Genomic DNA, 25,256 nt, shown 5'->3' with positions numbered 1-25,256 from the left:
CGGGTATTCCGCATCAAGAAAGAGGCGTGCAGGCTAACAACGGGCGCGGTAGCAAACTGCAGCAGGTTTGCTAAACCTTGTAAAAAACTGTCGGGCGTCCCGCCGCGGTTTTTTGCCATGGGGCGCATCGGTTCGGGAGCGTGCTAATATCCCGCCCCTTGAAATGTACCAAACCGTTGAGAGCTGAACCCTGATGGCCATCCGATCTGTTGTACTCGATACCGAAACCACCGGCATGCCGGTGACCGATGGTCACCGGATCATCGAAATCGGCTGTGTCGAACTGATGGGGCGCCGCCTGACCGGCCGCCACTTCCACGTCTACCTGCAACCGGACCGTGACAGTGACGAAGGGGCGATTGGCGTCCACGGCATCACCGATGAATTCCTCAAGGGCAAGCCACGGTTTGCCGAAGTGGCCGATGAGTTCTTCGAGTTCATCAATGGCGCCCAGTTGATCATTCATAACGCGGCGTTCGACATCGGCTTCATCAACAACGAATTTGCCCTGATGGGGCAGACCGACCGTGCGGACATCTCCCAGCACTGTACGATCCTCGATACCCTGATGATGGCCCGCGAGCGTCATCCGGGCCAACGCAACAGCCTCGACGCCTTGTGCAAGCGTTATGGCGTCGACAACTCCGGCCGTGAACTCCACGGCGCCTTGCTCGACTCCGAGATCCTGGCCGACGTTTACCTGACCATGACCGGCGGGCAGACCAGCCTGTCCCTGGCCGGTAACGCGTCCGATGGCAGCGGTTCGGCGGAAGGCTCGGGCAACCGCCCTTCGGAAATCCGCCGCTTGCCAGCTGATCGCAAACCGACGCCGATCATCCGTGCCAGCGAGCAAGACCTGGCCGAGCATGCGGCGCGGCTGGAGGCGATTGCCAAGGCGGCCGGTGCGCCGGCGTTGTGGACTCAGTTGACCCAACAGTAGCCACGATGTGGGCTCTCTGTAGGAGCGAGCTTGCTCGCGAAAAACGTCAACGATAACGCGTGTTTCCTGAGTAAACGCGGCGCCTGTGAGATTTTCGCGAGCAAGCTCGCTCCTACAGAGTGCATTGAGGCAAACCGGGCGCCACAGTCTATCTCTATCGCCTGTGAAATCTTCATTCGCCACATCTGCTTCCAGCTTCTACCCTTGTGCAAAGCCTCCGGAGTAAGAGTGCTCATGTACAAAGACCTGAAGTTCCCCGTTCTGATCGTGCACCGTGACATCAAGGCCGACACCGTTGCCGGTGACCGGGTTCGAGGCATCGCCAGGGAGTTGGAACAGGAGGGCTTCAGTATTTTTTCTGCGGTGGACTATGCCGAAGGGCGGCTGGTGGCCTCCACCCATCACGGCCTGGCCTGCATGTTGATCGCCGCCGAAGGCGCCGGGGAAAACACCCATCTGTTGCAAAACATGGTGGAGCTGATTCGCCTGGCGCGGCTGCGTGCACCCAACCTGCCGATCTTTGCGTTGGGCGAGCAAGTCACCCTGGAAAACGCGCCCGCCGATGCCATGAGCGAGCTCAACCAACTGCGCGGCATTCTTTATCTGTTCGAAGACACCGTGCCGTTTCTGGCGCGCCAAGTCGCCCGCGCCGCACGCACCTACCTGGATGGCCTGTTGCCGCCGTTCTTCAAGGCGCTGGTGCAACACACCGCCGACTCCAACTATTCCTGGCACACCCCCGGCCATGGCGGTGGCGTGGCCTATCGCAAAAGCCCGGTGGGGCAGGCGTTTCACCAGTTCTTCGGCGAGAACACCCTGCGTTCGGATTTGTCGGTGTCCGTGCCCGAGCTGGGCTCGCTGCTCGATCACACCGGGCCCTTGGCCGAAGCCGAGGCCCGCGCCGCGCATAACTTTGGCGCCGACCATACGTTCTTCGTGATCAACGGCACGTCTACCGCCAACAAGATCGTCTGGCATTCGATGGTGGGGCGCGATGACCTGGTGCTGGTGGACCGCAATTGCCACAAGTCGGTCTTGCATTCGATCATCATGACCGGCGCGATCCCGCTGTACCTGTGCCCGGAGCGCAACGAGCTGGGTATCATCGGCCCTATCCCCCTGAGCGAATTCAGCCCCGAGTCGATCCGCGCCAAGATCGACGCCAGCCCCTTGACCCGGGGGCGGCTACCGAAAGTGAAGCTGGCGGTGGTGACCAACTCCACCTACGACGGTCTGTGCTACAACGCGCAATTGATCAAGCAGCAACTGGGCAACAGCGTCGAGGTGCTGCACTTTGATGAGGCCTGGTATGCCTATGCTGCCTTTCACGAGTTCTTCGCTGGGCGTTATGGCATGGGCACCTCGCGCACGCCGGACAGCCCCTTGGTGTTCACCACCCACAGTACGCATAAGTTGTTGGCGGCCTTCAGCCAGGCGTCGATGATTCACGTGCAGGACGGCGGCGCACGCCAACTGGACCGTGACCGCTTCAATGAAGCCTTCATGATGCATATCTCCACCTCGCCGCAATACAGCATCATCGCTTCGCTGGATGTGGCCTCGGCGATGATGGAAGGCCCGGCCGGGCGCTCGCTGCTCCAGGAAATGTTCGACGAGGCCTTGAGTTTTCGTCGTGCCCTGGCCAACTTGCGCCAGCATATCGCGGCCGAAGACTGGTGGTTTTCGATCTGGCAGCCACCTTCGGTCGCGGGCATCGACCGGGTCGCCACGGCGGATTGGTTGTTGCACCCTGGGGATGAATGGCATGGCTTTGGCGACGTGGTCGAAGACTACGTATTGCTGGACCCGATCAAAGTCACGCTGGTGATGCCTGGCCTCAACGCCGGAGGGGCCTTGAGCGAGTGCGGGATTCCCGCCGCAGTGGTCAGCAAGTTCCTCTGGGAGCGCGGTCTGGTAGTGGAGAAGACTGGGCTGTATTCGTTCCTCGTGCTGTTCTCCATGGGCATTACCAAAGGCAAATGGAGCACCTTGCTCACCGAGTTGCTGGAGTTCAAGCGTAGCTACGATGCTAATGTCAGCCTGGCCAGTTGCTTGCCATCGGTGTATGCCCAAGGCCCGGCGCGTTATCAAGGCCTGGGGCTGCGCGACCTTTGCGACCAGTTGCACAGCTGTTACCGTAGCAATGCCACGGCCAAGCACCTCAAGCGTATGTATACGGTATTACCGCAAATCGCGATGAAACCCGCCGATGCCTACGACCAGTTGGTCAGGGGCGAGGTAGAGGCGGTCTGCATCGATGCCTTGGCGGGACGCATCGCCGCCGTGATGCTGGTGCCTTACCCGCCGGGCATACCACTGATCATGCCCGGCGAACGCTTCACCGAGTCGACCCGTTCAATCATCGATTACCTGGCATTTGCCCGCACGTTCGATAGCAGTTTCCCCGGTTTTGTCGCGGATGTGCATGGGCTGCAACACGAAGATGACGGCAGTGGCCGTCGTTACACCGTCGATTGCATCAAGGGTTAAGGAAGTTTATGCAAGCTGTGATGAACCCGAAGTATCCAGGGCTCAGTGTGCGAGTCGCCGACGAAGGTTTTGACGCCTATGTGTGGGGCAACGATTTCAGCTTTGAAGTCAGCGCGTATGGGGTGCCGCAAATGGGCCAGCGCGTCGACCAATGGCCGGTGGAGCGCGTGCTGCCGTACCGCAAGTGCTATGGCATCGATCCGGAAGAATTCGCCAGTTTTCGTGATGCCGCCGACAGCTCGATCTTCATGGCGTACCTGGATGACCGCGCAGTGGGGCATATCGTGGTCAGCACCAACTGGAACGGTTTCGCCCATGTTGACGAGTTGGCCGTGGCGTTACCGGCGCGCCGACATGGCGTGGCCAAGTCGCTGTTGGACGTGGCGCAGTTCTGGGCTCGCAAGAAGAACCTGCCGGGCATGATGCTTGAGACCCAGAACAACAACCTCGGCGCCTGTCGCCTGTATGAGCGTTGTGGCTATGTAATGGGCGGCATCGATCAACTGCGTTATCGCGGGATTGACCCGCAAACCCGTGAGGTCGCGATTTTCTGGTACCGGTTGTTCAAAACGGAAGTGGAAGCGATCTGACCCCTGTAGGAGCGAGCTTGCTCGCGAAAAACGCCAAAGCGCCGCGTTACATCAGGATGAACGTGTGATCGTTCACGTTCTTCGCGTTCAAGCTCGCTCCTACAGGGGCTTGGTGTCGTTGCCAAGCAGGCTTTCGGCCTTCTGGATGACGATCTCCAGCAGCGCATTCAATGCCGGTGAGGGCGCAGCGTCTTTCAAGGTCAGTGCATACAGGTTGACCACTATCGGTGGTGACACCGGGCACGCATCAAGCCCGGCCTCGCGTGCACCCAAGGCAGTGAACGGGTCGACAATCGCCAGGCCTTCTCCGGCCTCCACCAGGCCGCGCATCATCGGGTAGGTTTGCACCCGCGTCTGCACCACGGGCAGCGGCCGCAGGGCGTGCAACTTGGCATCCAGCAAGCGGCTGAGCGGGTCATGGCCTTCAAGGCCGATCAACGACTGGCCGGCCAACTCCTGCAGCGCAATGTACTTTTGCTTGGGCTTGAGCCAGCCGTGGGGGGCCAGCAGCTGCAATTTGCCTTGGGCCAGCACCGTGCTCTGAATATGGGGGTGCTCGGGGTCATGCAGGCTCAGGCCCACATCGGCTTCATGCAACAGCAGGCTGTTGATGATCTCGCCAACTGGCTGGCTCGACAGGTTGCACGGCATGTCCTGGAAACGTCGACGCAGCGCAGCAATGCTCTGCGGCAACAGTTGGTTGGCCAACGGCGGCGTGCAGAGCGCGCGCAGGGGCGGCGCATGATGGTGTTTCAAGCGGCTGGCAAGGCGTTGCAACGGCTCCAGGGCTTCATACAGAGCAGTGATTTGTGCCTGCAATTCCAGGGTTTCCCGCGTGGCTTGCAAGCGCCCGCGTACGCTGGCGAACAGCATGAAGCCCAGTTGCTGCTCAGCGTCCTTGAGGGTGGCGTCTACTTCGCCCACGGGAAGTTGCAACCACTCGGCGGCGGTGCCGAGATGGCCGGTCTGCAAGATGGCCTGAATCACTTCGATATGACGTAAACGCATGGCCGGAGTCTATGTGCAGTGCGCAGGGGTTTCAATGGCGCAGGCCCTCGTGCGCAAAAAAGACTGCCGGGGTCGTCCCGGCCTATGGTGCTCAGCCAGGGCCCCATTAGAATGGCGGGTCTGATCAGCAACGACCCCTGCCGGTTTCCCGGTACTTAAAATAAAAAACAGGTCTGGTCTCATATGCCTCAACCCTCGACGTTCTTCGGGGTAACGGTCAAGCAACTCCTGGTCCTGGTGACCGTGGGAGGCCTGGCGGCTTACTTCTTCAATCATCAGGATGAACCGACGCCGGACAACCTCGCACTGGAAACCTTTATCCGTTCCCAGCAACAGGTGGGCGAGCAGGTGGGCGCAGTAGTGGGGATCACCCTGGTCAGGGAGGTCGAGGCTTACCCCGCGTACAATGCGGCAGGTTACAAGCGCTCGATGTATAGCGTACAAGGGGAGCACGGCCAGGTGCTGGTGACGCTCAAGCAAGGCGAGCAGGGCATAGAGGTGACGCAGATCCGCCGCCCATGAGCGTCCCCAGCCCAGTCGCCAGGACTGAGCAGGTGAACAAGGCAAGCGCTCAGGAGGCGAGGGTGGTCTTGGACTCGCGCACGAGAATGGTGCCCGACTGGATCAGTTTGAATTCGTCACCTTCCAGCTTTTCTACGCGGTCGCCAATGGCCAGCTTGTAGGTCGTGGTGGGCGTCGATCCCGCCAGGTCGCCTTGCGCCGGGTTGGATTCCTGGAACTCATGCACCGAATACACGCGGCCTTCCGCGTCTCTGGCATGAAACTGTCCAACAAGTACTGCAGCCATCTGTTTAGAACCTCTGGAGATAAACACTCGATTTGCGGTTCTGTAGACCGTCAGGGAGCGGGGTAGTTTACCTATAAGAAAAAAATACTATTCGCTGATATTTTCAGATGCTTCCTACGCAAGTGCTTGCAAGGAAAACGTCGAGGGAATCCGCACAACCCTCTGGTGAACGCGCCGCGAAGCCTCTATAACTACAAGCTCCTTTATTCAGAAGTCGGGAAACCTCAATGAGCAAGGTCTACACGATTGCCGTCCTGGTGGGCAGCTTGAGAAAAGAGTCGATCAACCGCAAGGTCGCCCTGGCCCTGGCCGAACTGGCCCCTGCCAATCTCAAGTTGAACATTGTTGAAATCGGCGACTTGCCGCTCTACAACGAGGACATCGACGGTGCAACACCGCCCGCAGCCTACAGTACTTTCCGCAAACAAGTGAGTTCATCCGACGCGGTGTTGTTCGTCACCCCCGAATACAACCGCTCCGTGCCGGCGGCGTTAAAAAATGCCATCGACGTGGGCTCGCGCCCATATGGGCAAAGCGCCTGGAGTGGCAAGCCGGGGGCCATCATCAGCGTGTCGCCGGGTGCCATTGGCGGCTTTGGCGCCAACCACCATTTGCGCCAGTCCCTGGTGTTCCTGGATGTGTGGTGCATGCAGCAGCCGGAAGCCTACCTGGGCGGGGCAGGCAGTGTGTTCGATGAGGCCGGGAAGGTGTCGGACAAGACCAAACCGTTCCTGCAGGCGTTCATCGATGCCTACGGCAAGTGGGTGGAAAAACAGAAGGGCTGAAATTAGCCCGGCACCTGTAGGAGCGAGCGTGCTCGCGAAAAACTCGAGGACAACGCGTTCATTCAGGATGTCAGCGTTACCGTTAGCGATCTTCGCGAGCAAGCTCGCTCCTACACTAGGGGGTTATCGCAACCAGTTGGTGCGTGCCAGTTCGATAACCTCATCGCCGCGACCGCTCATCACCGCCTTGAGCATGTACAGGCTGAACCCCTTGGCCTGTTCCAGCTTGATGCTCGGCGGCATCACCAGTTCCTGAGTGGCGGTCACCACATCCACCAACACCGGGCCATCGTGGGCCAGGGCACGGCGCAGTGCCGGCTCCAGGTCTTCGGATTGCTCCACACGTATGCCCAAAATACCCATGGCATTGGACATGGCCGCGAAGTCCGGGTTTTTCAGCTCGGTGCCGGTGTCCAGGTAACCCGCAGCCTTCATCTCCATGGCGACAAAGCCCAGGGACGAATTGTTGAACACTACGAGTTTGACCGGCAATTGCAGTTGCGCCAGGGAAATGAAATCTCCCATCAACATGGTGAAACCACCGTCCCCAGACATCGAGATCACCTGCCGTCCAGGGAATGCCGCCTGGGCGCCGATAGCCTGAGGCATGGCGTTGGCCATCGAGCCATGGTTGAACGAGCCGATCAGCCGGCGCTTGCCGTTCATCTTCAGATAACGCGCCGCCCACACGGTGGGTGAGCCGACATCCGCGGTAAAGATCGCATCATCATCGGCCAGCTCGCTGAGCAAGCGCGCCACATACTGGGGATGGATCGGCCGGCCGGCCTTGGACGGTTGCGCCAGGTCATCCAGGCCTTGGCGGGCTTTTTCGTAGTGCTTCAGGGAGGTGTCGAGGAAGCTGCGATCGGTCTTGCGGGTCAGGCGCGGCAACAGCGCGTCGATGGTTTCACTGACGTCGGCGGCGATGCCCAGGTCCAAGGTCGCACGGCGCCCCAGGGCTTGGGGGTTGCGGTCCACCTGGATGATCTTGGCGTCGGTCGGGTAGAACTGGCGATAGGGGAAGTCGGTGCCGAGCATGACCAAGGTGTCGCAATCGAGCATGGCGTGGTAGCCGGAGCTGAAACCGATCAGGCCAGTCATGCCGACGTCGAACGGGTTATCCCACTCCACATGCTCCTTGCCCCGCAGTGCGTGCACCACCGGCGCGCCGAGGGCGTCGGCCAGCGCCACCACTTGATCGTGGGCACCGGCACAGCCGCTGCCACACAGCAGGGTGACTTTCTCGCTGCTCTGGAGTATGTCGGTGAGGCGCTGCAAGTCCTGCTCAACCGGCAGGGTGCGCGGTGCGTGCAAGGTCGGCCACGGCTTGAGCTTATCTTCCACCTCCAGCAGCGATACATCTCCCGGAATCACCACCACCGCCACGCCTCGGTTGAGGATCGCCGAACGCATGGCACGGTGCAGCACCTGAGGCATCTGCTCGGGGTTGCTCACCAGCTCGATAAAGTGGCTGCATTCCTTGAACAGTTCCTGGGGATGGGTTTCCTGAAAGTAATTCAGGCCAACCTCCGAGGACGGAATTTGCGCGGCAATCGCCAGCACCGGCACATGGTTGCGATGGCAGTCGAACAAACCATTGATCAAATGCAGGTTACCCGGCCCGCAACTGCCGGCGCACACCGTCAATTCACCGGTGGCCGCCGCTTCGGCACCGGCAGCGAAGGCGGCAACCTCTTCGTGGCGCACATGCATCCACTCGATGCTGTCCATGCTGCGCAGGGCGTCGGTCAGGCCATTGAGGCTGTCGCCGGTCAGCCCCCAGATACGCTTGATACCCGCTTGTTCCAGGGTGGTCGCCAACTGCTGGGCCAGGTTGATTTTCGCCATGAGGAACTCCAATCGTCAGTGAGGTTGAAAAACTGCTGATCAGTAGGGGACAGTTCAATCACGGCGAATGCTCCGCCTTTAATGTGAAGATTGCGTCATGCTTGCGCGGTATTGCCGCGTACGCCGCGCGATAAACCACTGGTCACAGGCCAACGCCAGCCAGGGCGCAACGTTGGGGTTGGGCAGACGGCCGCGGCTCAGGCGGCGCATCTGGTCGCGCACCACGGCGAGGGTGGCGAGGGCGGCCAGCGGTTTGCGCTTCCACTCCATGGGCCGCAGTTGTGGGTTGAGGTCGCGACCTTCACGCCATTGTTTGATCAGTTGCGGCTCCAGGGTCAGGGCGGTGGCGATGCCAGCCATGGCGATGCCGCTGTCCAATACTTGCTGGACCACCGGCAAGCGGCGAATACCTCCGGTCACCATCAGTGGCAGGGTGGCGATGCTCGCCATTTGTGTGGCGAAATCCAAAAAGTAGGCTTCACGGGCCAAGGTGCGACCGTCCCGCGCCTCACCTTGCATGGCCGGCGCTTCATAGCTGCCGCCGGACAACTCAAGCAAATCGATCGGCAGTGTATTGAGCATCTCCACTACAGCGCGCGCATCGGTCTCATCGAAGCCGCCGCGCTGGAAGTCTGCGGAATTGAGCTTTACCGACACACAAAATGAAGGGCTGACGCTGGCCCGCACGGCACGGATGACCTCCAGCAGCAGGCGTGCGCGGTTTTCCAAGGGGCCGCCCCAACGATCGGTGCGATGGTTGCTCAAGGGCGAGAGAAATTGGCTCAACAGATAGCCATGGGCGCCGTGGATCTGCACCCCGGTGAACCCGGCTTGCTCGGCCAGGCGGGCGCTGGTGGCGAAGCGCTTGATGACGTCCTGGATGTCGTCTTCGGTCATGGCCTTGGGTTTGGCGAACATCTTGGAAAAACTGCCCACATCCAGCGCAATAGCCGAGGGTGCCAACGCTTGTTGACCGAGGTTGGCCATGGTCTGGCGGCCTGGATGGCTGAGCTGTACCCAGAAGTGCACACCTTTGTCCCGGGCTACCTCGGCCCACTCACGAAAACTGGCCAGGTGCTGCTCGTTTTCCAGCGCGACACCGCCAGGGCCGGTCATGGCGCGGCGGTCGATCATCACGTTACCGGTCAGCAGCAGGCCGGGCTCACCGTCGGCCCAGGTCTTGTACAGCTGCTTCAATGCTTTGGACGGTGCCTGATGCAGGTCCGCCATGTTCTCTTCCATCGCGGCCTTGGCGATGCGGTTGGCGATGACTTGGCCGTTAGGCAATTGCAGCGATTCGAACGGTGACATGGGTTAACTCCTGAGCAGGGGAGGCCTCAGGCTAAGCTTAAAGTTAACTTTAATGTCAAGCGGGAGTCGATCACACAGGATTGACGGGCGATGGAACTGTAGGAGCGAGGGGGACGCCTAGTTCTTGCTCGCGAAAAACTCGAGGACAACGCGTTCATTCAGGATGTCAGCGTTATCGTTCAGGTTTTTCGCGAGCAAGCTCGCTCCTACAGGGACAGGGACAGGGGCTTAGCGGCGGCGGAACAGCGGCAGGGGTTCATCGGTGGCGGCTTGGTAGGTCACCGAGAAATCCTTGAGACTTTCCAGCGCTTCGTAAGGGTCTTTGTCCGCGCGCAAGGCGAAGGCATCGAACCCACAGCGGTGCAGGTAGAACAACTGGTCACGCAGCACGTCGCCAATCGCACGCAATTCACCCTTGTAGCCATAACGGTCACGCAACAGGCGCGCGTTGGAGTAGTTGCGCCCGTCGGTGAAGGCCGGGAAGTTCAGGGCGATGACCTGGAAGTGCTGCACGTCATCACCGATTTCTTCGGCTTCTTCATCGGCGTCCAGCCACACGCCCAAACCGCCGTCGCGGGCCTTGAGGGCGTGGCCGTGCTCGCGCCACAGGGCCAGCGGCACGATCAGGTCGTCGCAGTTGGAGATGCCGTCGAAGCTCGCGTCCTTGGGCAGCAGGTGCCAGGTTTCGTCGACGACTGCGTTGTTCTTAATGATTCGCTGCATAGACGCGCTCCTTGAACAGGTCGATGCCGATGCGCTGGTAGGTGTCGATGAAACGCTCATCTTCGGTACGCTGTTCGATGTACACGTCGATCAGCTTGCCGATCACCTCCGGCATGGCTTCCTGGGCGAAGGATGGGCCGAGGATCTTGCCCAGGCTCGCATCGCGGCTGGCGCTGCCACCCAGGGACACTTGGTAAAATTCTTCGCCTTTCTTGTCCACGCCCAGGATGCCGATGTGGCCGACGTGGTGGTGACCACAGGCGTTCATGCAACCGGAAATGTTCAGGTCCAGCTCGCCGATATCGAACAGGTAGTCCAGGTCGTCGAAACGGCGCTGGATCGACTCGGCAATCGGGATCGACTTGGCGTTGGCCAGGGAGCAGAAGTCGCCGCCCGGGCAGCAGATGATATCGGTCAGCAGGCCGATGTTCGGCGTAGCAAACCCGCCTTCGCGCAGTTCGCCCCACAGGGTGAACAATTGGCTCTGTTCAACGTCCGCGAGAATGATGTTCTGCTCGTGGGAGGTGCGCAGTTGCCCAAAACTGTAGCGCTCGGCCAGGTCGGCGACCGCGTCCAGTTGCTTGTCGGTGATGTCGCCTGGCGCTACGCCGGTAGGCTTGAGCGACAAGGTCACGGCCACATAGCCCGGCTTTTTGTGCGCCAGGGTGTTGCGCGTGCGCCAGCGGGCGAATCCTGGGTGCTGCTGGTCGAGTGCGGCCAGCTCGGCGTCCTGATTGGTCAGGGCCTGGTACTCAGGGTCGACGAAGTGCTTGGCGACGCGGTGTACTTCGGCTTCGGTCAGGGTGGTTTGGCCGCCGCGCAGGTGTTCCATTTCGGCATCGACTTTCTGGGCAAACACCTCAGGGGTCAGCGCCTTGACCAGGATCTTGATCCGGGCCTTGTACTTGTTGTCGCGACGACCGTAGCGGTTGTAGACCCGCAGGATGGCGTCGAGGTAGCTCAGCAGGTCCTGCCATGGCAGGAACTCGTTGATAAAGGCGCCGACCACCGGGGTACGGCCCAGGCCACCGCCGACCAATACGCGAAAGCCCAGCTCGCCGGCGGCGTTGTACACCGGCTCCAGGCCGATGTCGTGCACTTCGATGGCCGCACGGTCGGAAGTCGAGCCATTGATGGCGATCTTGAACTTGCGCGGCAGGTAGGCGAATTCGGGGTGGAAGGTGGTCCACTGGCGCACGATTTCACACCACGGCCGTGGGTCGATCAACTCATCGGCAGCGACGCCGGCAAATTGGTCGGTGGTCACGTTGCGCAGGCAGTTACCGCTGGTCTGAATGGCGTGCATCTGCACGGTAGCCAGTTCAGCCAGGATGTCCGGCACATCTTCCAGGGCCGGCCAGTTGAACTGCACGTTCTGGCGGGTGCTGATGTGGGCATAGCCTTTGTCGAAGGCGCGGGCGATCTTGGCCATCATTCGCGTCTGGCGCGACGTCAGTTGGCCATAGGGCACGGCCACCCTCAACATCGGCGCAAAGCGCTGAACATAAAGGCCATTTTGCAGGCGCAGAGGGCGGAACTCTTCTTCGCTCAGTTCACCTGCTAAGTAGCGTCGTGTCTGATCACGGAACTGCTTGACGCGGTCCTCGATGATGCGCTGATCGTATTCGTCGTATACGTACATATAGGTCCTGTTCTCGGCAAATCTGCGCGCACGGCCGCGCACTCCCAACGGAGCCGGCGCACGATACCAGTTTGCGTATATGCGCAAAAGTGATGTTTGGGTATATGCAAATAACCAAACTGACTAATGAGAACAGTTATCGCCATACCCACATTTGTCATAGGGGCAAGACTGGTCTTTACTGTGGACGAGTCTTAATGCAGTCACCTATAAAACCGACAAGAGGCGATGCGATGAGTAATTCCACCAAAGTCCGTAAACCTGACAGCACCGTTGATGCCTGGGCCATTTTGTTTCTGATTATTCTTGTGGTCGGGACCGCCGTGTTCTGGGTCAGCCACCAGTAACAAGGCCGTTGATTGAGCCGCGATTGCCTGTCGAATTGCCACTGTCGTAGCGTTCGATATTCAAGGCTCGGACAATTTGCGCGTGCGCTGTCGGCCGTGGGCAAACCTGCGTCCTACCGCTACCCGTTCAGCCTGCAACTGTTGCTGCGTTAAACCCCGGCCAGGTGCAGCACCAACTTGACGATGCCGAACAAGGTCAAGGCAAACACCGCAGTGAACAGCAGGCCCAGGATCACAAAGTGGCTGGGCTTGCCGTGGGTAAAGTCACGGGCACGGTTCTTGCCGCTCTGTACGCCAAAGGCCGCCGCCATGACGCTGTGGAGCATTTGCCAGAAGGTCGGCGGCTTGTTGTCGATTGGATCGTCCATAGAGCCCTCGTCAGGAAGGTTTCCTACAGAGCATAGACAATTTGTCGGCCGATCCACTTTCAATGCCTCCCATCACTCACTCAGGTTTGGCGTGGTCCTGATCAAGAAACAGTTTATCCAGAGGCGGTTTGATCTGGGCTTTCTCCAGGTTGATCACCGCTCGTTTATCGGCGACCTGATCGAAGCGGTCTTTGCCGGTGAGTCCACGTTCAGCCTTAGTCTTCAGATGGGCGAAAGCAGCAGGTGATGCGGGCGCATCGACGGTGTTGTAGTGGAAGTGCGCATACCACAAGCCGTCATCTGGGTTCGCTGCTCCGGGTCCTGTTTTACTCTTGTCATAGATTACATATTCGGTGAGGTAGTCGGTGGCGGCCAATTGCTTGCGTGACTTGACTAATTTGATGTCGATAAAACCGTGCCGCCACAAATACTCCACCTTGGAGATTTTCGGGCGTTGCAGCAGATATCCCTCGCTGCATACCTTGCGCGCCTGCTCAATTGCGGCGTTCGCCTCCTTCAGGTAATCGTCATGCAAGGCGGTGAACTCTTTATCATCGGCATGGTTGAGTGCGAGTTCGTCGGCAAGTGTTTTAAATTTTTCCGCATGCTGGCTCAGCATCACATCCCAGTCATAGGGATTGAGACCTTCCAGTCGTCTGGGGTCCAGCAGTTTTCGCTGTTGGAAACGAATGTTCGCGTCGATACCTGCCCGTTCGGCTCTGATGGTTTGCGCCTGCGCTTTTATCGCGGTCAGCGGTCGAGCCACACTGGCTGGCTTAACCACCTGCCAACGTCCGCTACTGGTGTTTTCCTGATAGGTCGCGACAACCGCTCCGGTCAGCGTGTCCTTGATGTCGGCATAGTTGCCCGGTGCATCCGCCTGGCTTGGGCGCAAGTCGCCGATCAGGCTCTTCTCGTCGACGGTTTTGATGACCCTTCGGTTAGCGGGTTTCTGTCGAGTGGGTTTATCGGGAACCGGCTGAGGCGCAAACCCTTCTTCAACGAGGATCAGGTTGGTCAGTTGCGCTTCAAGGCTTGTGCGGGCCTCATCCAGGTGCTCCTTGAACGGCACTCGATATGCCTCTCGTATGAAACCGGAACCCATTTCAGTTAACGAGTTGACGGCGTTCTCCAGTCGTTCATACCGTTCAAGAATGTCAGTGAGTACATCCATTTGCTCCCGTGCCGTGTAGCCGGCGGTCGTGCGTATTTCCGCGTGTGTGAGTACGCTGATTGTGGTTTCTTCATCAATGAGCTCCTTGACGAAAGGAAATTCCGCCGGTATCCGGGAGCCATGACTGCGGTCGAGTACCAAATCGAGAAGCAGTATCAGTGCATTCTGTTTTATCGCGACTGTGGAGAGGTTTTGACTGGCCGGTCGGCCTTCCAGTAGGCGTTGGCGCAGGGCAGGGTCGGCCTGCTGGAGGATGCTTTCAAGTTTGCCCATGGACTCAATCATTTGTTTGAGCGTCTCTATTTGTTGGGTCCTGGTATGGATGAACGTTTCGTAGGCATCGGTGATGTGTTGGGGTAATTCTCTATTGACACGGTCACCGAGTTCTTCAGTGCTTTCTCCGCGTTCGGTTTCAAGGGTGTCTGAAAACTTCTGTACCACGGTATCGTTGACCGATGCCCAGTGCAGATAGATCGTTTGCGTTGCGAGATCTCGTCCTGTTTTGTGTTTAGGATCCGTCCTGTCGGCGGCTATCAGTTCGTCAGACTTGGCTTCGACCCTTGGCATTATTGAAAGCGTGGCTTGCGCATTCTTCTTGTAATTGTCGAACGCGATATCCCACTGGACCTTGGCTTGCGCCGTCGCGATTCGCCTTTGCTCATGGCGTGCCGCAACGCTGGCGTGCAGTACCGGGTGCGGCTTGGAGGTGCCTAGTCTTATCCAGTCCTCGCGCAGCTTTACTTTCTGTTCAACCAGCGTAGTGCGTGCAGTATTCAAGGCTGTTTCGAACGGCAGAAAAGAGAACATCAATGAGATCGCTTCTGCATTGAGTGCTTGCAGTTCTGCATTCAATACGTCCAACCGTTCTTTGTGTTTTTTCTGCCATTCACCCATCCGGCCTTTGCGCATACCGCCCTCCAACCTGGCTTGTCGGTCCAGCCGCCAATGCCCCTGGCCATCGCTGACCAGCCTGAAGCCCGGATGCAGGGGGTGTTGCGGGTGAACCAGATAGACATCGCCAAAACCCGGCACCACGTTCACCTGGAACAGCAGCCCGCCAACGCTGGCGTGCCATTTGCCATTGATCCAGTAAAGCCCCTTGAGAACACCGGTTGGCAGCGGGGTTGGCAAGGGATCAGGCCAAGGTACCTTGACGTCTTGCAGCGCCTTGAACAACTTCGCGCTGGCCTGGGGGCTGGCAAACGAACGGCTGAAATCCAATGTTGTGCGGCCTGTCGCCGGAGGCTCACCGGGCAGGGCCACGTAGCCATGGCGAACCACGGCGGCAGTTTGCGAATGAGGCAAGCCAGCAGGGCGGCGCCAGGCTTGCAACTGCAGGGCGTTATCCTCTCCTGTCGGTTCCGACAGCGGCTGTCGGGACCGGGTGGACGGTGTGGCGGCATGCAGCAAGACCATCGCGGTATTGAGCAACAGATCGATCAGCGCCAGTTCGCGGGTGGTGGGGTCATCGCTGTCCAGGCCTGCCAAATCCTGTTCCAGGCTGCTGACCAGTACCAGAAACCAGCCCGCCAACATGGCCGGCCCTTGTACCAGCGGCAGCAGCAGCGTATTGAACAGCAGCCACGCACCTTCCATCATGATGGCCCAGCGGCTTTCGCTGTTGGACACCGACTCCCGGTCCGCCAGGTCCACTAGCGCCCGCGCGGTGCTGCCGAACAGGTGGTTGAGCAGTTGGCCGTTGATTTGCGACTGCAACCACTCGCCGGCGCCTTCATCGACGGCCAGTGTTGCGGGTGCGGGTGTTTCAGGGCGGCTGAACTCATCACCGGGAAGGAAACGGATGATGTGCGGTTCTTTGAAGCCGCCGTTGTCGTAGATCGGCCGGGCCTTGTCGGTCAGCCAGGTCAGTACGTTGCTCTGCAAGTCGCCAGGTTCGGCCAGCGCGTCCAGCAGGGCTTGGCGTGTCGGGTATTCATGCAGGGCATCGGCATACAGCGGTAGATACAACAGATGCGGGCCAACGCTTGCGTCGCGAGGTTCGATGATGAAGGCATTGTTGACTTCATCGGGCTTGGCCCCGGTTTTACGGCACAGGGCCAGTGGCCGCAGGACGATTTCCTGGCCGTCGACGATGCGGTCCGAGGGCATTTCACCCATCAAGGCTTTCACATACCGGTAGCCGGTGATGGTGACGCCGTTCAGTTGCCTGACCTTGTGTTCCAGCGCCTGCATCGGCAGATGAACCTTGAGTTCACGGGTAAACAACGCCTCGCGTCGCCGGGCGTCGGCGGTGTCGGACAGCAACAGGTCCTTGATTTTTTGCGGGTACGTGGTGCCGATGTCGACACGCTGGATCAGGCCGTTGCTGCCCAGCAGGTAGTCTGCGTCCAGCCAGGTCGGCAGTGACGCAGTACTTTTGGATGTGAGCGTCAGCGTGCCTTTGGGTTTACCTGCCAGATTTTTCAAGGCCAGTTCCGTCAGCGACATTTGCACATGCTCGATAATCCCGGAGCCGCCTGGGTAGCCGGCGGCCACGGCGAAGTCGAGCAGCACCGCGTCGGGATCGAAATCCCCATGGTCGGTCTGCATCTGCTTGCGCAACGCGTCGTGGCTGAATTGCTGGATATTTTCAATGCCTTCGTTGAACGAACGGCCTTCGTTTTGTCGCAGCACCCGCGCCATGTCCTGCAGGTGACGGTGATAGGCAAAGCGGTCGGCGCTGGTGGCCTGCCTGAGCCAGTCAGGCAGTTGGTTGCTGACCTTTTGCAGAAGCGGGGTGGCGGCCATCGCAATCTTGGTGAAAAAAACCGCCGGGTCGGTGATTTTTTCCAGGCGCCGCTCAAGGGTTCGTTCGTCGTGGCCCTCAAACGTCAACGTCGCGAGGTCTTCCAGTTGCTGATTGAGGATCAGACCGGCTTGCTGTTCGAACACATTGCCGTCGGGTTCGTTGCGCCTGCAGGTCATACTGTCGAACTGGAACTGGCGCTGCATTTTGACGCCCCACGCGTCGCCGAACTCATCGATAGAGGTAAACGCTTCGACAACCCCCGCCACGTTGTACAGCAGCACCTGTTTATCGCGTACCAGCAGCAGGTCCGGTGTCAGCAACTGCACGTCTTTGCCGGCGCGGGTGAAGGTGTTTTCAATGAAGTAGACATAGGTCGCAGGCGACGAATGAGGTAGACGCTCAAGCATCACCGGCCAGGCGGCGACAACCCTGAGCATGTCCCGTTGGGTTTCGCTCAGGCTGGATTGACCTGCGGCTGCGGCGGTCATTTGGCCGTTGAGAAACTCACCCAGCCATTGCCAGCGACTGTTGCCATGGCTATCGATCGCGCTCCAGTAGTCCGCCAGGTCGTGCTGAAAATACAGCGAGAGCGATAAGCGCACTTCGTCGATGATTTTTGCGATGACCTGCATGTCTATCAGCGGCGCAGTCGCAGGCTTCAGGGTCTTGGCGTCTTTTTGAGTGAGGAAGTACGGCAACTCGCGGTGTGAGTGCAGATCAAGTAGCTGCGGGTTCAGTACATGTTCAATGGCGACGGATATCAACAGCTTGAATGTGTAGTGACCCGTGGCATCCGGGCTGGCCAGTTTTACGCTGAGCAAGTTCAGATCAAGGGACGGGTAGCGCTCCAGGATGCGCTCGCTCAGTGCCCTATACACGACTGAGAACAGCGCCGGACGGGTGGCGAAATGCTCATGGACGGCCTTGGCCGGTAACTGGCTCAAGTCCATGGGTGAAGCGGGGAGAGTCGGGACAGGCATGACAAAATCCTTTTCCTGTTAAACCCGGTATTTTTTGGCTGCCGGGTCAGCGGGCCGGTGATCGGTCCTTCTAGGAAATCGAAGTTCGTCCTGGCGTCAGCGGTATTGGGATATCTCGGATGGGCGTTGTGGCACGCAACCCTCCTGACTCGCTATATGCACCGCCTGGAGCGGCAAGGGACGTGATGTGCTGTCATTCCATTTCAAAGGAGTGACACGATGGTTGATTCAACCCAACCTTCTTCGCCCGTGCTGCACACGAGCGGAAAAACCAAGGACGTAAAACGCGCAGCCACGCAGAGCGTGCACGGCGACTTCCTGGAGAAAGCCAGCCCTCAATGGCTGATCGACGCCACGCCTGAGCGCAAGCAGGCACTCAAGGACGCAAGCACGCAACTGCCTGCCTGGTTCCAGAACGCTACGGCTGAGCAACGTAATCGGGTGACGAGCAGTTTTCTCGCCAGCTTCACCGCGCAGACCCAACTGGATAAAACGATGTCCACCTTCCAGGACGTCGAAACCTTCGCCCGGTCCTTGTTGCTCAAGGTTTTGAAGGATGTGCATCAGGTGGAAGTCGACGTCGACAAAACCCTGCTGTGTCTGCGGCGGCCACTGGAGCTCGGGGTGCTTGAAATAGAAGTGTCGTCCTTCGAGGTCTTGAAGTTGTCCATGCTTGACGCCGCCCTGCACAACTTCGAAGAGTACGAGTGCGAGGAAGGCGCATACCACAAAACCTCGGGGTTTGTGGAGGCGACCAGCACCTCCGGTACCTACCATTCGGTGGCGGTCAACCTGAAGGTCAGCCAGTTTCTGACCCTGTGCCGCAGCCTGGATATCGGCGCCAAGTACCAGGCGTACTTGCAGTCTTTTTTTTACCCGGAGGAGGCGGCGTCGCACGTCACGCTTCGCGAGCACTTTATTGCCAGCCAGAAGGCCGCCCTGAAGGCTGCCGCCGAACAGGCGCTCTTGACGGGGGACATTGAGCCGGCAGATCACCGGATGATCCTGTCGGTGATCGATGGGGTCATTCATCCCTGGATGGGCGACAAACAAGTCTGGTTCAGAACCCTGGGCCTGATGAAGCTGAGAATGACGGGCACGATGGTCTTCGTGATCAGCGAGAAATACCGCTACACCGATGAGCTGATTGTTTACATCCCCCAGGACCCGGAGCATCCGCTCAAGCGTTATCGCTGGTCGCAAATGGAAGCGGAGTTCAAACGCCTGTTCACCGCCCCGGATGCCTCCAAGCCCGGTGATGCCACGCCGACGCCTTACCAGGTGTTTTTCAGTCGGTTCGTGCCTTTCGACAAAAGAGCCTATTACTTCAGCCAATTCAGCGACGAAGCCGGCGGCTCAACCACGGATTTCTGGCGATCGCCGTGGGGCAGAGTCATCAATGACGTTAACCCGCTTACGTCGGTGGCTGTCGGCATCAAGGAGATGCCTCCTGAGGCTCCCCCCAAACGTGTACCCAAAAACGATCCCTACCTCGCCCCCTCGGCGCTACTGCGTCGTGGAAAAGGCATTTGGGCGGAAAACATCGACCCCTGGAATTATCTCTATGAACAACACCGCGAGCGGGTGATCGCCGACGCCCGCGCCCATGCCATGCCAACGGCTGATGTGGATGCCAGGGCGCGGGAGGCCAAGCTTGGGTTTTTGTTGGAGATCGGCCTGCTGGGGTTGAACGTGGTATCGATGTTTGTCCCGGTGCTGGGCGAAGTCATGATGGTGGTGATGGCCGGGCAACTGCTCTATGAAACCCTTGAAGGCTCGATTGAATGGGCCGAGGGTGACCGACGGGCGGCCAAGGCGCACCTGGTCGACGTGGCGCAGAACCTGGCGCTGATCGGAGTGATGGCGGGGGTTGGCGCCGGGGTCAGCAAGTGGCGGGCGGCCAAGGCAGAGCCTGTGATTGAAGCGCTGAGCGAGGTCACGCGCCCTGATGGCCAGGAGCGGTTGTGGAGGCCGAGCCTGAGCCGGTATGAAAGCCCGGTGATAGTGGGTAGCGAGCTAAGTCCGAATACCCTTGGGCAATATGTGAAGGACGGCAAGACGTACATCCGTCAGGGCAATAAGGTCTACGAACAGTATTTCGACGAGTCGCTCAACAAATGGCGGATCAAGCACCCAACCGATGCCCAGGCTTACCAACCGATTCTCGAGCATAACGGTCGCGGTGCCTGGCAGCATACGTTGGAGCGCCCGTTGGAGTGGGACCGCCTGACGCTGTTGCGTCGCATGGGGCATGAAACCGAAGCGTTCACCGATCCGGAGTTGCTCAAGATCGCCGATGTCAGCGGTGTCAGCGACAACGCGTTGCGCAAGATGCACGTGGATCATACCGTGGCACCTCCCGAGCTGCTGGATAGTTTGCGTCTGTTCAAGGCGGATGCGAACGCGACACGGGTAATAGAGCAGCTTGAGGGCACACGCCCGATTGATGACCTGTATTTGTATGCGCTGCCGTTGATCGTGGAAATGCCGAAATGGCCGCAGGGCCGGGTGCTGGAGGTGTTCGAGGACATCGCGCTGTCCGGCAAGTCGGTCAAGTATGGTGTTCAGCGTCCGGTCAAGGGCGCTGTTATTAAGCCGCCCATCCAACTGAGCCGGCACGATGTCCTCGGCGGTGAGGTGCCTGCGCGTATTCTGCTGTCTCTGGATGAGTCCGAGATCACTCAGTTACTCGGCGCCCAGGCGGCGCGGTTTTTCGATGCCAGGAAGCTGGAGTTCAATCAGCAGCTTGCCGGGTATGCCCGCCAGCGCAAGCCTGCAATTTTTGACAGCATCTACGCTGGGACCGAACCCGTGGACAGGCGTGTCCAGCTACTGCAGCGCGCCTGTCCGGGGCTCAGCGAGTCGGCAGCCTTGGGGGTGCTGGAACATGCCGGCACCGGTGAGCTTGAACGGCTGGCCACGACTCAGCGTGTGCCCCTGAATATGCTGGAGGAGGCCCGTTGGTATGCTCGGCAAGGGCGCCTGGCGCGTGCCTACGCGGGGTTGCGCAGCGAGGTGATGGCCTCGGCGGATAGTCGCCGACTGGCGCTGCACACCCTGCAAGTGCTGCCGGGCTGGCCGGATACGCTGCGCCTTGAAGTGCGCGATGGCAGCATCAGGGGAGCGCTGCTCGACAGCATCGGCGCAGAAACCGCGAGCGAGAAAAAATACCTGGTTAAACAAGGGCCCAGTTATCAGGCGTTCAATGAGCGGGGCGAGGAACTCAATAGCGTACCCACCGAAGGCGACAACTATTACGCCTCGCTGATGCATGCCATGCCGGATGACGCGCGCCGCAGCCTTGGCGTGCCGCAGGTCAGCCAGCACACGCAACTGCAACAGAAAATCATCGAGCAGGCGGACACCTATCGTGCCGAAGCGCCAGGGTGGCTGGATAAGCCCGCGCGCAGCTTCAAACCGCCGGTACGGGTAAACGAGCTATTGCTGGGCTATTACGCCAGTGGGCGGGGTCGCAGTGTTCCTCCGGTACTCGCGGGCATTGTGCGCACAGTCTATCCGGACTTGACCGAAGCGCAGGTCGGTGAATTCCTCCTTGCGCATTACCGGGCTGGTAAAAGCCCCCAGGAGATTAGCAACCTGTTGAAAGAGCTTGCTAAGGAGCGCACACGTCTGCACTCGACAATTGATCACTGGGTCAATCGCTCTGCAGTTACCCACCGTCAATACAATTTCCTGGCAGGCGAAGCGCTCAAACGCAGTTGGAGGCGTTCTCCCTTGGTCGGGACAGAAGCCGGTGCCGATGCACTGGCCTTGACTCTTTTTGAGGCCTTGCCGCTGCTGCCAGCGAATTTTTCACACGTGCGTGAGTTGTCAGTATCCGGGCCTGCCCTGCATGACGGCAATATCGATGGGTTTCTACGGCATTTCCCCACTACTGAAAAGCTTTCGATCCATTCCTCGCCTCACCCTGTCACAGCGCCGGCTATGCCCCTCTCACTGGCAAACGTGCCCGAGGCGCTGAGCGAAATGAGTGGGCTCAAACAGCTGTCGATAACCCTGAATGCGCGTCGACCGGCTGCGGAACTGCCGTCAAGGCTGGCTGCGTTGACCCGGCTTGAACAGCTTGAACTCGGCTACTTCGGCCACCAGGGCGAACTGCTCGATACCCTGGATTTAACGCCGCTGCAACAGTTGAAAAAACTGAAAATCGTAGCGCCCCACGTGTCCATGAAATGGCCCGCGTATGCTCAGAAGCTCGCGCGGCTTGAACGACTGGACCTGAGCAAAACTTCAATCTATGAGCTGCCCGTTGAGCTCTACACCGGGCATGAGCGGTTATGGGCCGGGTTATCGCTGGACTGGTCGAAGTTCAGCTATGAAGCTTTCAAGCCTGCCTACGAGCATGTCAAGAATTACTCCGGTCCTTTCGGGCCGCACCTGGCGAACCTGGATGAGATGGTTCGGGGTTACAGTCGCGGCGAGTTGGACCTGCTGATGGGAGGGGGCGGTAGTGGCACGCTTATGACTGACGCGGTCATGAGAAAGTGGAACACCCCTCAAACGAGGATGGGCGCGGTTGAGTTGCTGCGCTTGGAGCACGCAGGAATTTTCAAGCAGTTCTATCAACCGTCCGCCATCCCAGGGTTCAGGAATCGGTTCGTGGTGGATCGCTGGAGGACGGCTCAAAACACCAGTATCTTGCGTGCCCTTGAGAAAAGCTGGCGGGGCGCCGTGTCCCAGCGCTATGGCATTGCGACCGATGTGAGCGCGTTCGAACTTCCGGACCTGGGGCCATCGCTGTTTGAGCCCTTCGGTGATGAAAAAATCCGCGAGTTGCCGGTGTTGCCGGCCGGCACGTTTTCCCATGTGAAAACGTTGAAACTGGGCTGGTTGGAGGGCGTGCCGGCCGATCAAGTGCGTGGTTTTATTCAGGCGTTCGATGGCGTGCAAACGCTTGAACTACGTGACAACCGCCTCACCGAAGTGCCGATTGCAGCCGGCGGCCTGCCGGAACTGACGCGACTGGACTTGTCCAGCAACCAAATCGTGGTGACACCCGCGGTGCAGGCTCAATTCAATGGGCTGAAAAAACTGCAGGTGCTGGATCTTCAGTTCAATCTGCTGGGCACACTGGATGTCAGCGCGATGACGCAACTGACGGCGCTGAACCTGCGGCAGACGAAACTGCAGGCATGGCCAACGGGCGCCGAGGGCTTGACGCAGTTGTCGTGCCTGGATTTGCGTGACAATCAGTTGACGACGTTGACGCCCGCCGCTCTGGCTCACCCGGATACGCTGATGTACACCGAGCTTACGGGCAACCCGTTCAGCCCCGAGGGCGCAGCGGCGTTGGAGGCCGCGCGGCGCCGGGTCGAGGCGATCAAGGGATTGCCGGATGGCGCATTGACTCGCTTTGCCCTGGAGCCTGTACCACCGATATTTCCGCAGACGGAGACGGCGGCCTCGATCAGCACGCACTTGTTGCTGCTGCTCGAGGACGCTGCTGGCCTCGAAGGCACTGTGGGGTATGCCGCACGCCTGCAACGCTTGGACGCGACCCTGACCGAGGAGCAAGCTGCGCATAGGGTTGAACAACTGCGTAATACAGGCATGGATGACGGGCAAATCGATACGCAGCTCAGCCAATGGCATCAAGACGACGAGGCACTGACGCGGCAGTTGAATGGTTGGCTTTTTATCCGGGAGGTGCGCACTTCTGCAGGCGTCATCAGCGCGCAAAGTCGTGGGCCGGCCGCAGGGTTCATCCGCTCGTCCTGGCAGCAAGGCGTGCCGGCGGGGCGTACGGGCGCTGTGGTTGAGGAACTGAGCCTGCAGGGCTTGCAAACCGGCGATCTGCCTGAACTCGCCGTGCCTTTTCCCCACGTGCATTCCCTCAACCTGACGGGGGTCAAACTATCGGCTCAAGGCTCCAACGGGTTTCTGAGTGGTTTCGCCCAGTTGCGTCGTTTGGTGCTCAGCGGCAATGAACTGGCGGCACTGCCCGACGCGGTTCAGCACCTGGGCCACCTTGAACGCCTGGAGCTGGCGGCCAACACGTTCACGGATGCTTCCTCACTCGTTGACCGAGTGGGCGGTGAGCGTTTACGCGGGCTGGACTTGAGCCACAACAACCTGGAAGCATTCGACACCCAGGCATTCAGTGGCCTACAGACCCTGGACCTGAGCTACAACCGCATTTCGCATTGGCCGGCCGGGGCATTGGACGCTCAGCATTTGACCACGCTGAACCTGAGTGGCAACGAGTTGACGCGCTTCCCTGATGAACTGCTCGATGGTAGTCATGACAGCCTGGTTTCAGGCACTGACCTGTCCGATAACCATGAGCTGTTGCCCGAAAATCTGCGCCAGATGCGCGATTATGCCGACGCACGCGAGCGTACAGAGGTGATGGGGTTTTCGCGAACCGAGCTGGATCGCAGGTTGCGGCGACTGGAATCCGATTCTGACTCCAGTGCCGGCTCAGGTTCGGACGGTGATTCTGATTCTGACTCCGACGGCGATGACAGTGACAGGGGCGCGGTCTATGAGGCGGCGGAGGAGATTGCCGACACGCGGCTTGATGTCGCATCGGAGTCGTTGCAACCCTGGTTGGCCAATACCAGCACGCAGCTGGTGGCGCAGAGAACAGCCCTTTGGAATCAACTGGCGCAGGCACCTGGCAATGACCGGTTTTTCCACCTGATGTCGAGATTGCGTGATACCACGGAGTTCAGTCTCAATCGAGGGAGCCTCACCCAACGAGTATGGGACGTTATCGAAAGCGCAGTAGAAAATGCGGAACTGCGCAGCACACTGTTTATCGAGGCCGAAACCCACGGAACCTGTATCGATGGTCGAATCCTGACGTTCAGCGAGATGGAAGTCCGGGTGCTCGAGTATCGTGTCTTGCGCGACGTTCCGTTGCAAAACATCAACCTTAGAGGTCGGCTGTTGCTGGACTTGTCGCGGCGACTGTTTCGATTGAGCCTTACCGATCAATTGGCAGAGGCTGCAGCGGTTGGCGAGGACAGGGCGGAGGTACGTCTGAGCTATCGAATTGGTTTGACTCGCGGATGGCCTGATGGCCTGGAGTTGCCTGGGCAACCCACCTACATGGCATTTGACCGACCGATCAGCGGGGAGCTTTTGGGGCAGACCCGGGCGCGAATTATTGCAGCGGAAAGTACCGATGATTTTGTCGAGACCCTGACGCTCCGTGATTATTGGAGACGCTACCTGCAGGAACGCTATAGCGAGCAATTCGCGGCACTTGAGAGCGACCTCGATCAACGGTATGACGCGCTGGAGGAGGAGCATCGTAATCGTGCTCTTGATGATGCCCCGAGCATGGAGCGCTATAACGACGCAATGGGTCGGATGGAGGTTGAGCGGGGGGCCGCCCGCACTCAGATACTGATGGAGCTGTCCCGGGCAGAGATCCAGCGGTTGGCAAGCATTGGCCCTGCGGTGCCTGGCCCGTCCTCCCCCCAGCCTGGTCCGTCATCACGTCCATAAGCCGGCCATGAACTGAC

At 59.4% G+C, this 25,256-nt stretch carries 14 protein-coding genes; 6 read left to right on the top strand and 8 right to left on the bottom strand.

The features are described from left to right. Positions 1-199 precede the first annotated feature (199 nt). From dnaQ to CER19_RS20525, 3 genes are all read left to right on the top strand, one after another. The gene (gene dnaQ, locus CER19_RS20540) at positions 200-940 is read left to right on the top strand and encodes a DNA polymerase III subunit epsilon (RefSeq protein WP_164692278.1); all 741 of its coding nucleotides are present in this window, start codon (positions 200-202) and stop codon (positions 938-940) included. A gap of 234 nt (positions 941-1,174) precedes the next feature. Then, positions 1,175-3,430, top strand: a complete 2,256-nt coding sequence (locus CER19_RS20530; RefSeq protein ID WP_116667764.1) for an Orn/Lys/Arg decarboxylase N-terminal domain-containing protein — start codon at positions 1,175-1,177, stop codon at positions 3,428-3,430. A gap of 20 nt (positions 3,431-3,450) precedes the next feature. Continuing rightward, the gene (locus tag CER19_RS20525) at positions 3,451-4,020 is read left to right on the top strand and encodes a GNAT family N-acetyltransferase (protein ID WP_116667781.1); all 570 of its coding nucleotides are present in this window, start codon (positions 3,451-3,453) and stop codon (positions 4,018-4,020) included. Positions 4,021-4,119: 99 nt separating this feature from the next. On the opposite strand, the gene CER19_RS20520 is transcribed toward CER19_RS20525, so the two are convergent. After that, complete coding sequence (locus CER19_RS20520) at positions 4,120-5,028, bottom strand: LysR substrate-binding domain-containing protein (RefSeq protein WP_116667763.1); 909 nt, start codon at positions 5,026-5,028, stop codon at positions 4,120-4,122. 183 nt (positions 5,029-5,211) lie between these two features. On the opposite strand from CER19_RS20520, the gene CER19_RS20515 reads away from it, so the two are divergent. After that, positions 5,212-5,550 carry a hypothetical protein gene (locus CER19_RS20515; RefSeq protein ID WP_116667762.1) on the top strand — a complete coding sequence of 113 codons (339 nt, stop codon included), beginning with the start codon at positions 5,212-5,214 and terminating at the stop codon, positions 5,548-5,550. A gap of 49 nt (positions 5,551-5,599) precedes the next feature. On the opposite strand, the gene CER19_RS20510 is transcribed toward CER19_RS20515, so the two are convergent. Then, entirely contained in the window at positions 5,600-5,836 is a 237-nt protein-coding gene (locus tag CER19_RS20510; RefSeq protein ID WP_032875971.1) for a hypothetical protein, read from the bottom strand. A gap of 227 nt (positions 5,837-6,063) precedes the next feature. Here CER19_RS20510 and CER19_RS20505 point away from each other — a divergent pair, with 227 nt between their 5' ends. Then, positions 6,064-6,621, top strand: a complete 558-nt coding sequence (locus CER19_RS20505) for an NADPH-dependent FMN reductase (protein WP_003190705.1) — start codon at positions 6,064-6,066, stop codon at positions 6,619-6,621. A gap of 123 nt (positions 6,622-6,744) precedes the next feature. Here CER19_RS20505 and poxB read toward each other — a convergent pair whose 3' ends face one another. The 6 genes from poxB to CER19_RS20475 form a co-directional block, all read right to left on the bottom strand. Further along, positions 6,745-8,469, bottom strand: a complete 1,725-nt coding sequence (gene poxB / locus CER19_RS20500) for a ubiquinone-dependent pyruvate dehydrogenase (protein ID WP_116667761.1) — start codon at positions 8,467-8,469, stop codon at positions 6,745-6,747. A 78-nt stretch (positions 8,470-8,547) separates the two neighbouring features. After that, positions 8,548-9,780 carry an NADH:flavin oxidoreductase/NADH oxidase family protein gene (locus CER19_RS20495; protein WP_116667760.1) on the bottom strand — a complete coding sequence of 411 codons (1,233 nt, stop codon included), beginning with the start codon at positions 9,778-9,780 and terminating at the stop codon, positions 8,548-8,550. A 228-nt stretch (positions 9,781-10,008) separates the two neighbouring features. Then, a complete protein-coding gene (locus CER19_RS20490; protein ID WP_003190711.1) occupies positions 10,009-10,503 on the bottom strand; it encodes a DUF934 domain-containing protein in 495 nt (164 codons plus the stop codon). Further along, positions 10,487-12,145: a nitrite/sulfite reductase gene (locus tag CER19_RS20485; protein WP_116667759.1), complete on the bottom strand. Its 1,659-nt coding sequence runs from the start codon at positions 12,143-12,145 to the stop codon at positions 10,487-10,489. The genes CER19_RS20490 and CER19_RS20485 overlap by 17 nt, the downstream gene beginning before the upstream one ends. 496 nt (positions 12,146-12,641) lie before the next feature. Then, complete coding sequence (locus CER19_RS20480) at positions 12,642-12,860, bottom strand: DUF2970 domain-containing protein (RefSeq protein ID WP_116667758.1); 219 nt, start codon at positions 12,858-12,860, stop codon at positions 12,642-12,644. A 76-nt stretch (positions 12,861-12,936) separates the two neighbouring features. Continuing rightward, a complete protein-coding gene (locus tag CER19_RS20475) occupies positions 12,937-17,763 on the bottom strand; it encodes a dermonecrotic toxin domain-containing protein (RefSeq protein WP_116667757.1) in 4,827 nt (1,608 codons plus the stop codon). 219 nt (positions 17,764-17,982) lie between these two features. Here CER19_RS20475 and CER19_RS20470 point away from each other — a divergent pair, with 219 nt between their 5' ends. Next, entirely contained in the window at positions 17,983-25,239 is a 7,257-nt protein-coding gene (locus tag CER19_RS20470) for an NEL-type E3 ubiquitin ligase domain-containing protein (protein WP_116667756.1), read from the top strand. Positions 25,240-25,256: the final 17 nt, after the last annotated feature.

Source organism: Pseudomonas sp. GL93, assembly GCF_003408955.1.
In the GTDB taxonomy this organism is placed as follows: Bacteria; Pseudomonadota; Gammaproteobacteria; order Pseudomonadales; family Pseudomonadaceae; genus Aquipseudomonas; species Aquipseudomonas paracarnis.
This window is presented reverse-complemented; position numbering and strand designations above follow the sequence as displayed.

What these genes read in the sequence shown, in the direction of transcription:
- CER19_RS20490 (WP_003190711.1), bottom strand. Translation starts at nt 10,503, where the DNA reads ATGCAGCGAATCATTAAGAACAACGCAGTCGTCGACGAAACCTGGCAC.
- CER19_RS20475 (WP_116667757.1), bottom strand. Translation starts at nt 17,763, where the DNA reads ATGCCTGTCCCGACTCTCCCCGCTTCACCCATGGACTTGAGCCAGTTA.
- CER19_RS20495 (WP_116667760.1), bottom strand. Translation starts at nt 9,780, where the DNA reads ATGTCACCGTTCGAATCGCTGCAATTGCCTAACGGCCAAGTCATCGCC.
- CER19_RS20515 (WP_116667762.1), top strand. Translation starts at nt 5,212, where the DNA reads ATGCCTCAACCCTCGACGTTCTTCGGGGTAACGGTCAAGCAACTCCTG.
- CER19_RS20525 (WP_116667781.1), top strand. Translation starts at nt 3,451, where the DNA reads ATGAACCCGAAGTATCCAGGGCTCAGTGTGCGAGTCGCCGACGAAGGT.
- CER19_RS20470 (WP_116667756.1), top strand. Translation starts at nt 17,983, where the DNA reads ATGGTTGATTCAACCCAACCTTCTTCGCCCGTGCTGCACACGAGCGGA.
- CER19_RS20485 (WP_116667759.1), bottom strand. Translation starts at nt 12,145, where the DNA reads ATGTACGTATACGACGAATACGATCAGCGCATCATCGAGGACCGCGTC.
- CER19_RS20520 (WP_116667763.1), bottom strand. Translation starts at nt 5,028, where the DNA reads ATGCGTTTACGTCATATCGAAGTGATTCAGGCCATCTTGCAGACCGGC.
- CER19_RS20480 (WP_116667758.1), bottom strand. Translation starts at nt 12,860, where the DNA reads ATGGACGATCCAATCGACAACAAGCCGCCGACCTTCTGGCAAATGCTC.
- CER19_RS20510 (WP_032875971.1), bottom strand. Translation starts at nt 5,836, where the DNA reads ATGGCTGCAGTACTTGTTGGACAGTTTCATGCCAGAGACGCGGAAGGC.
- CER19_RS20505 (WP_003190705.1), top strand. Translation starts at nt 6,064, where the DNA reads ATGAGCAAGGTCTACACGATTGCCGTCCTGGTGGGCAGCTTGAGAAAA.
- CER19_RS20530 (WP_116667764.1), top strand. Translation starts at nt 1,175, where the DNA reads ATGTACAAAGACCTGAAGTTCCCCGTTCTGATCGTGCACCGTGACATC.
- poxB (WP_116667761.1), bottom strand. Translation starts at nt 8,469, where the DNA reads ATGGCGAAAATCAACCTGGCCCAGCAGTTGGCGACCACCCTGGAACAA.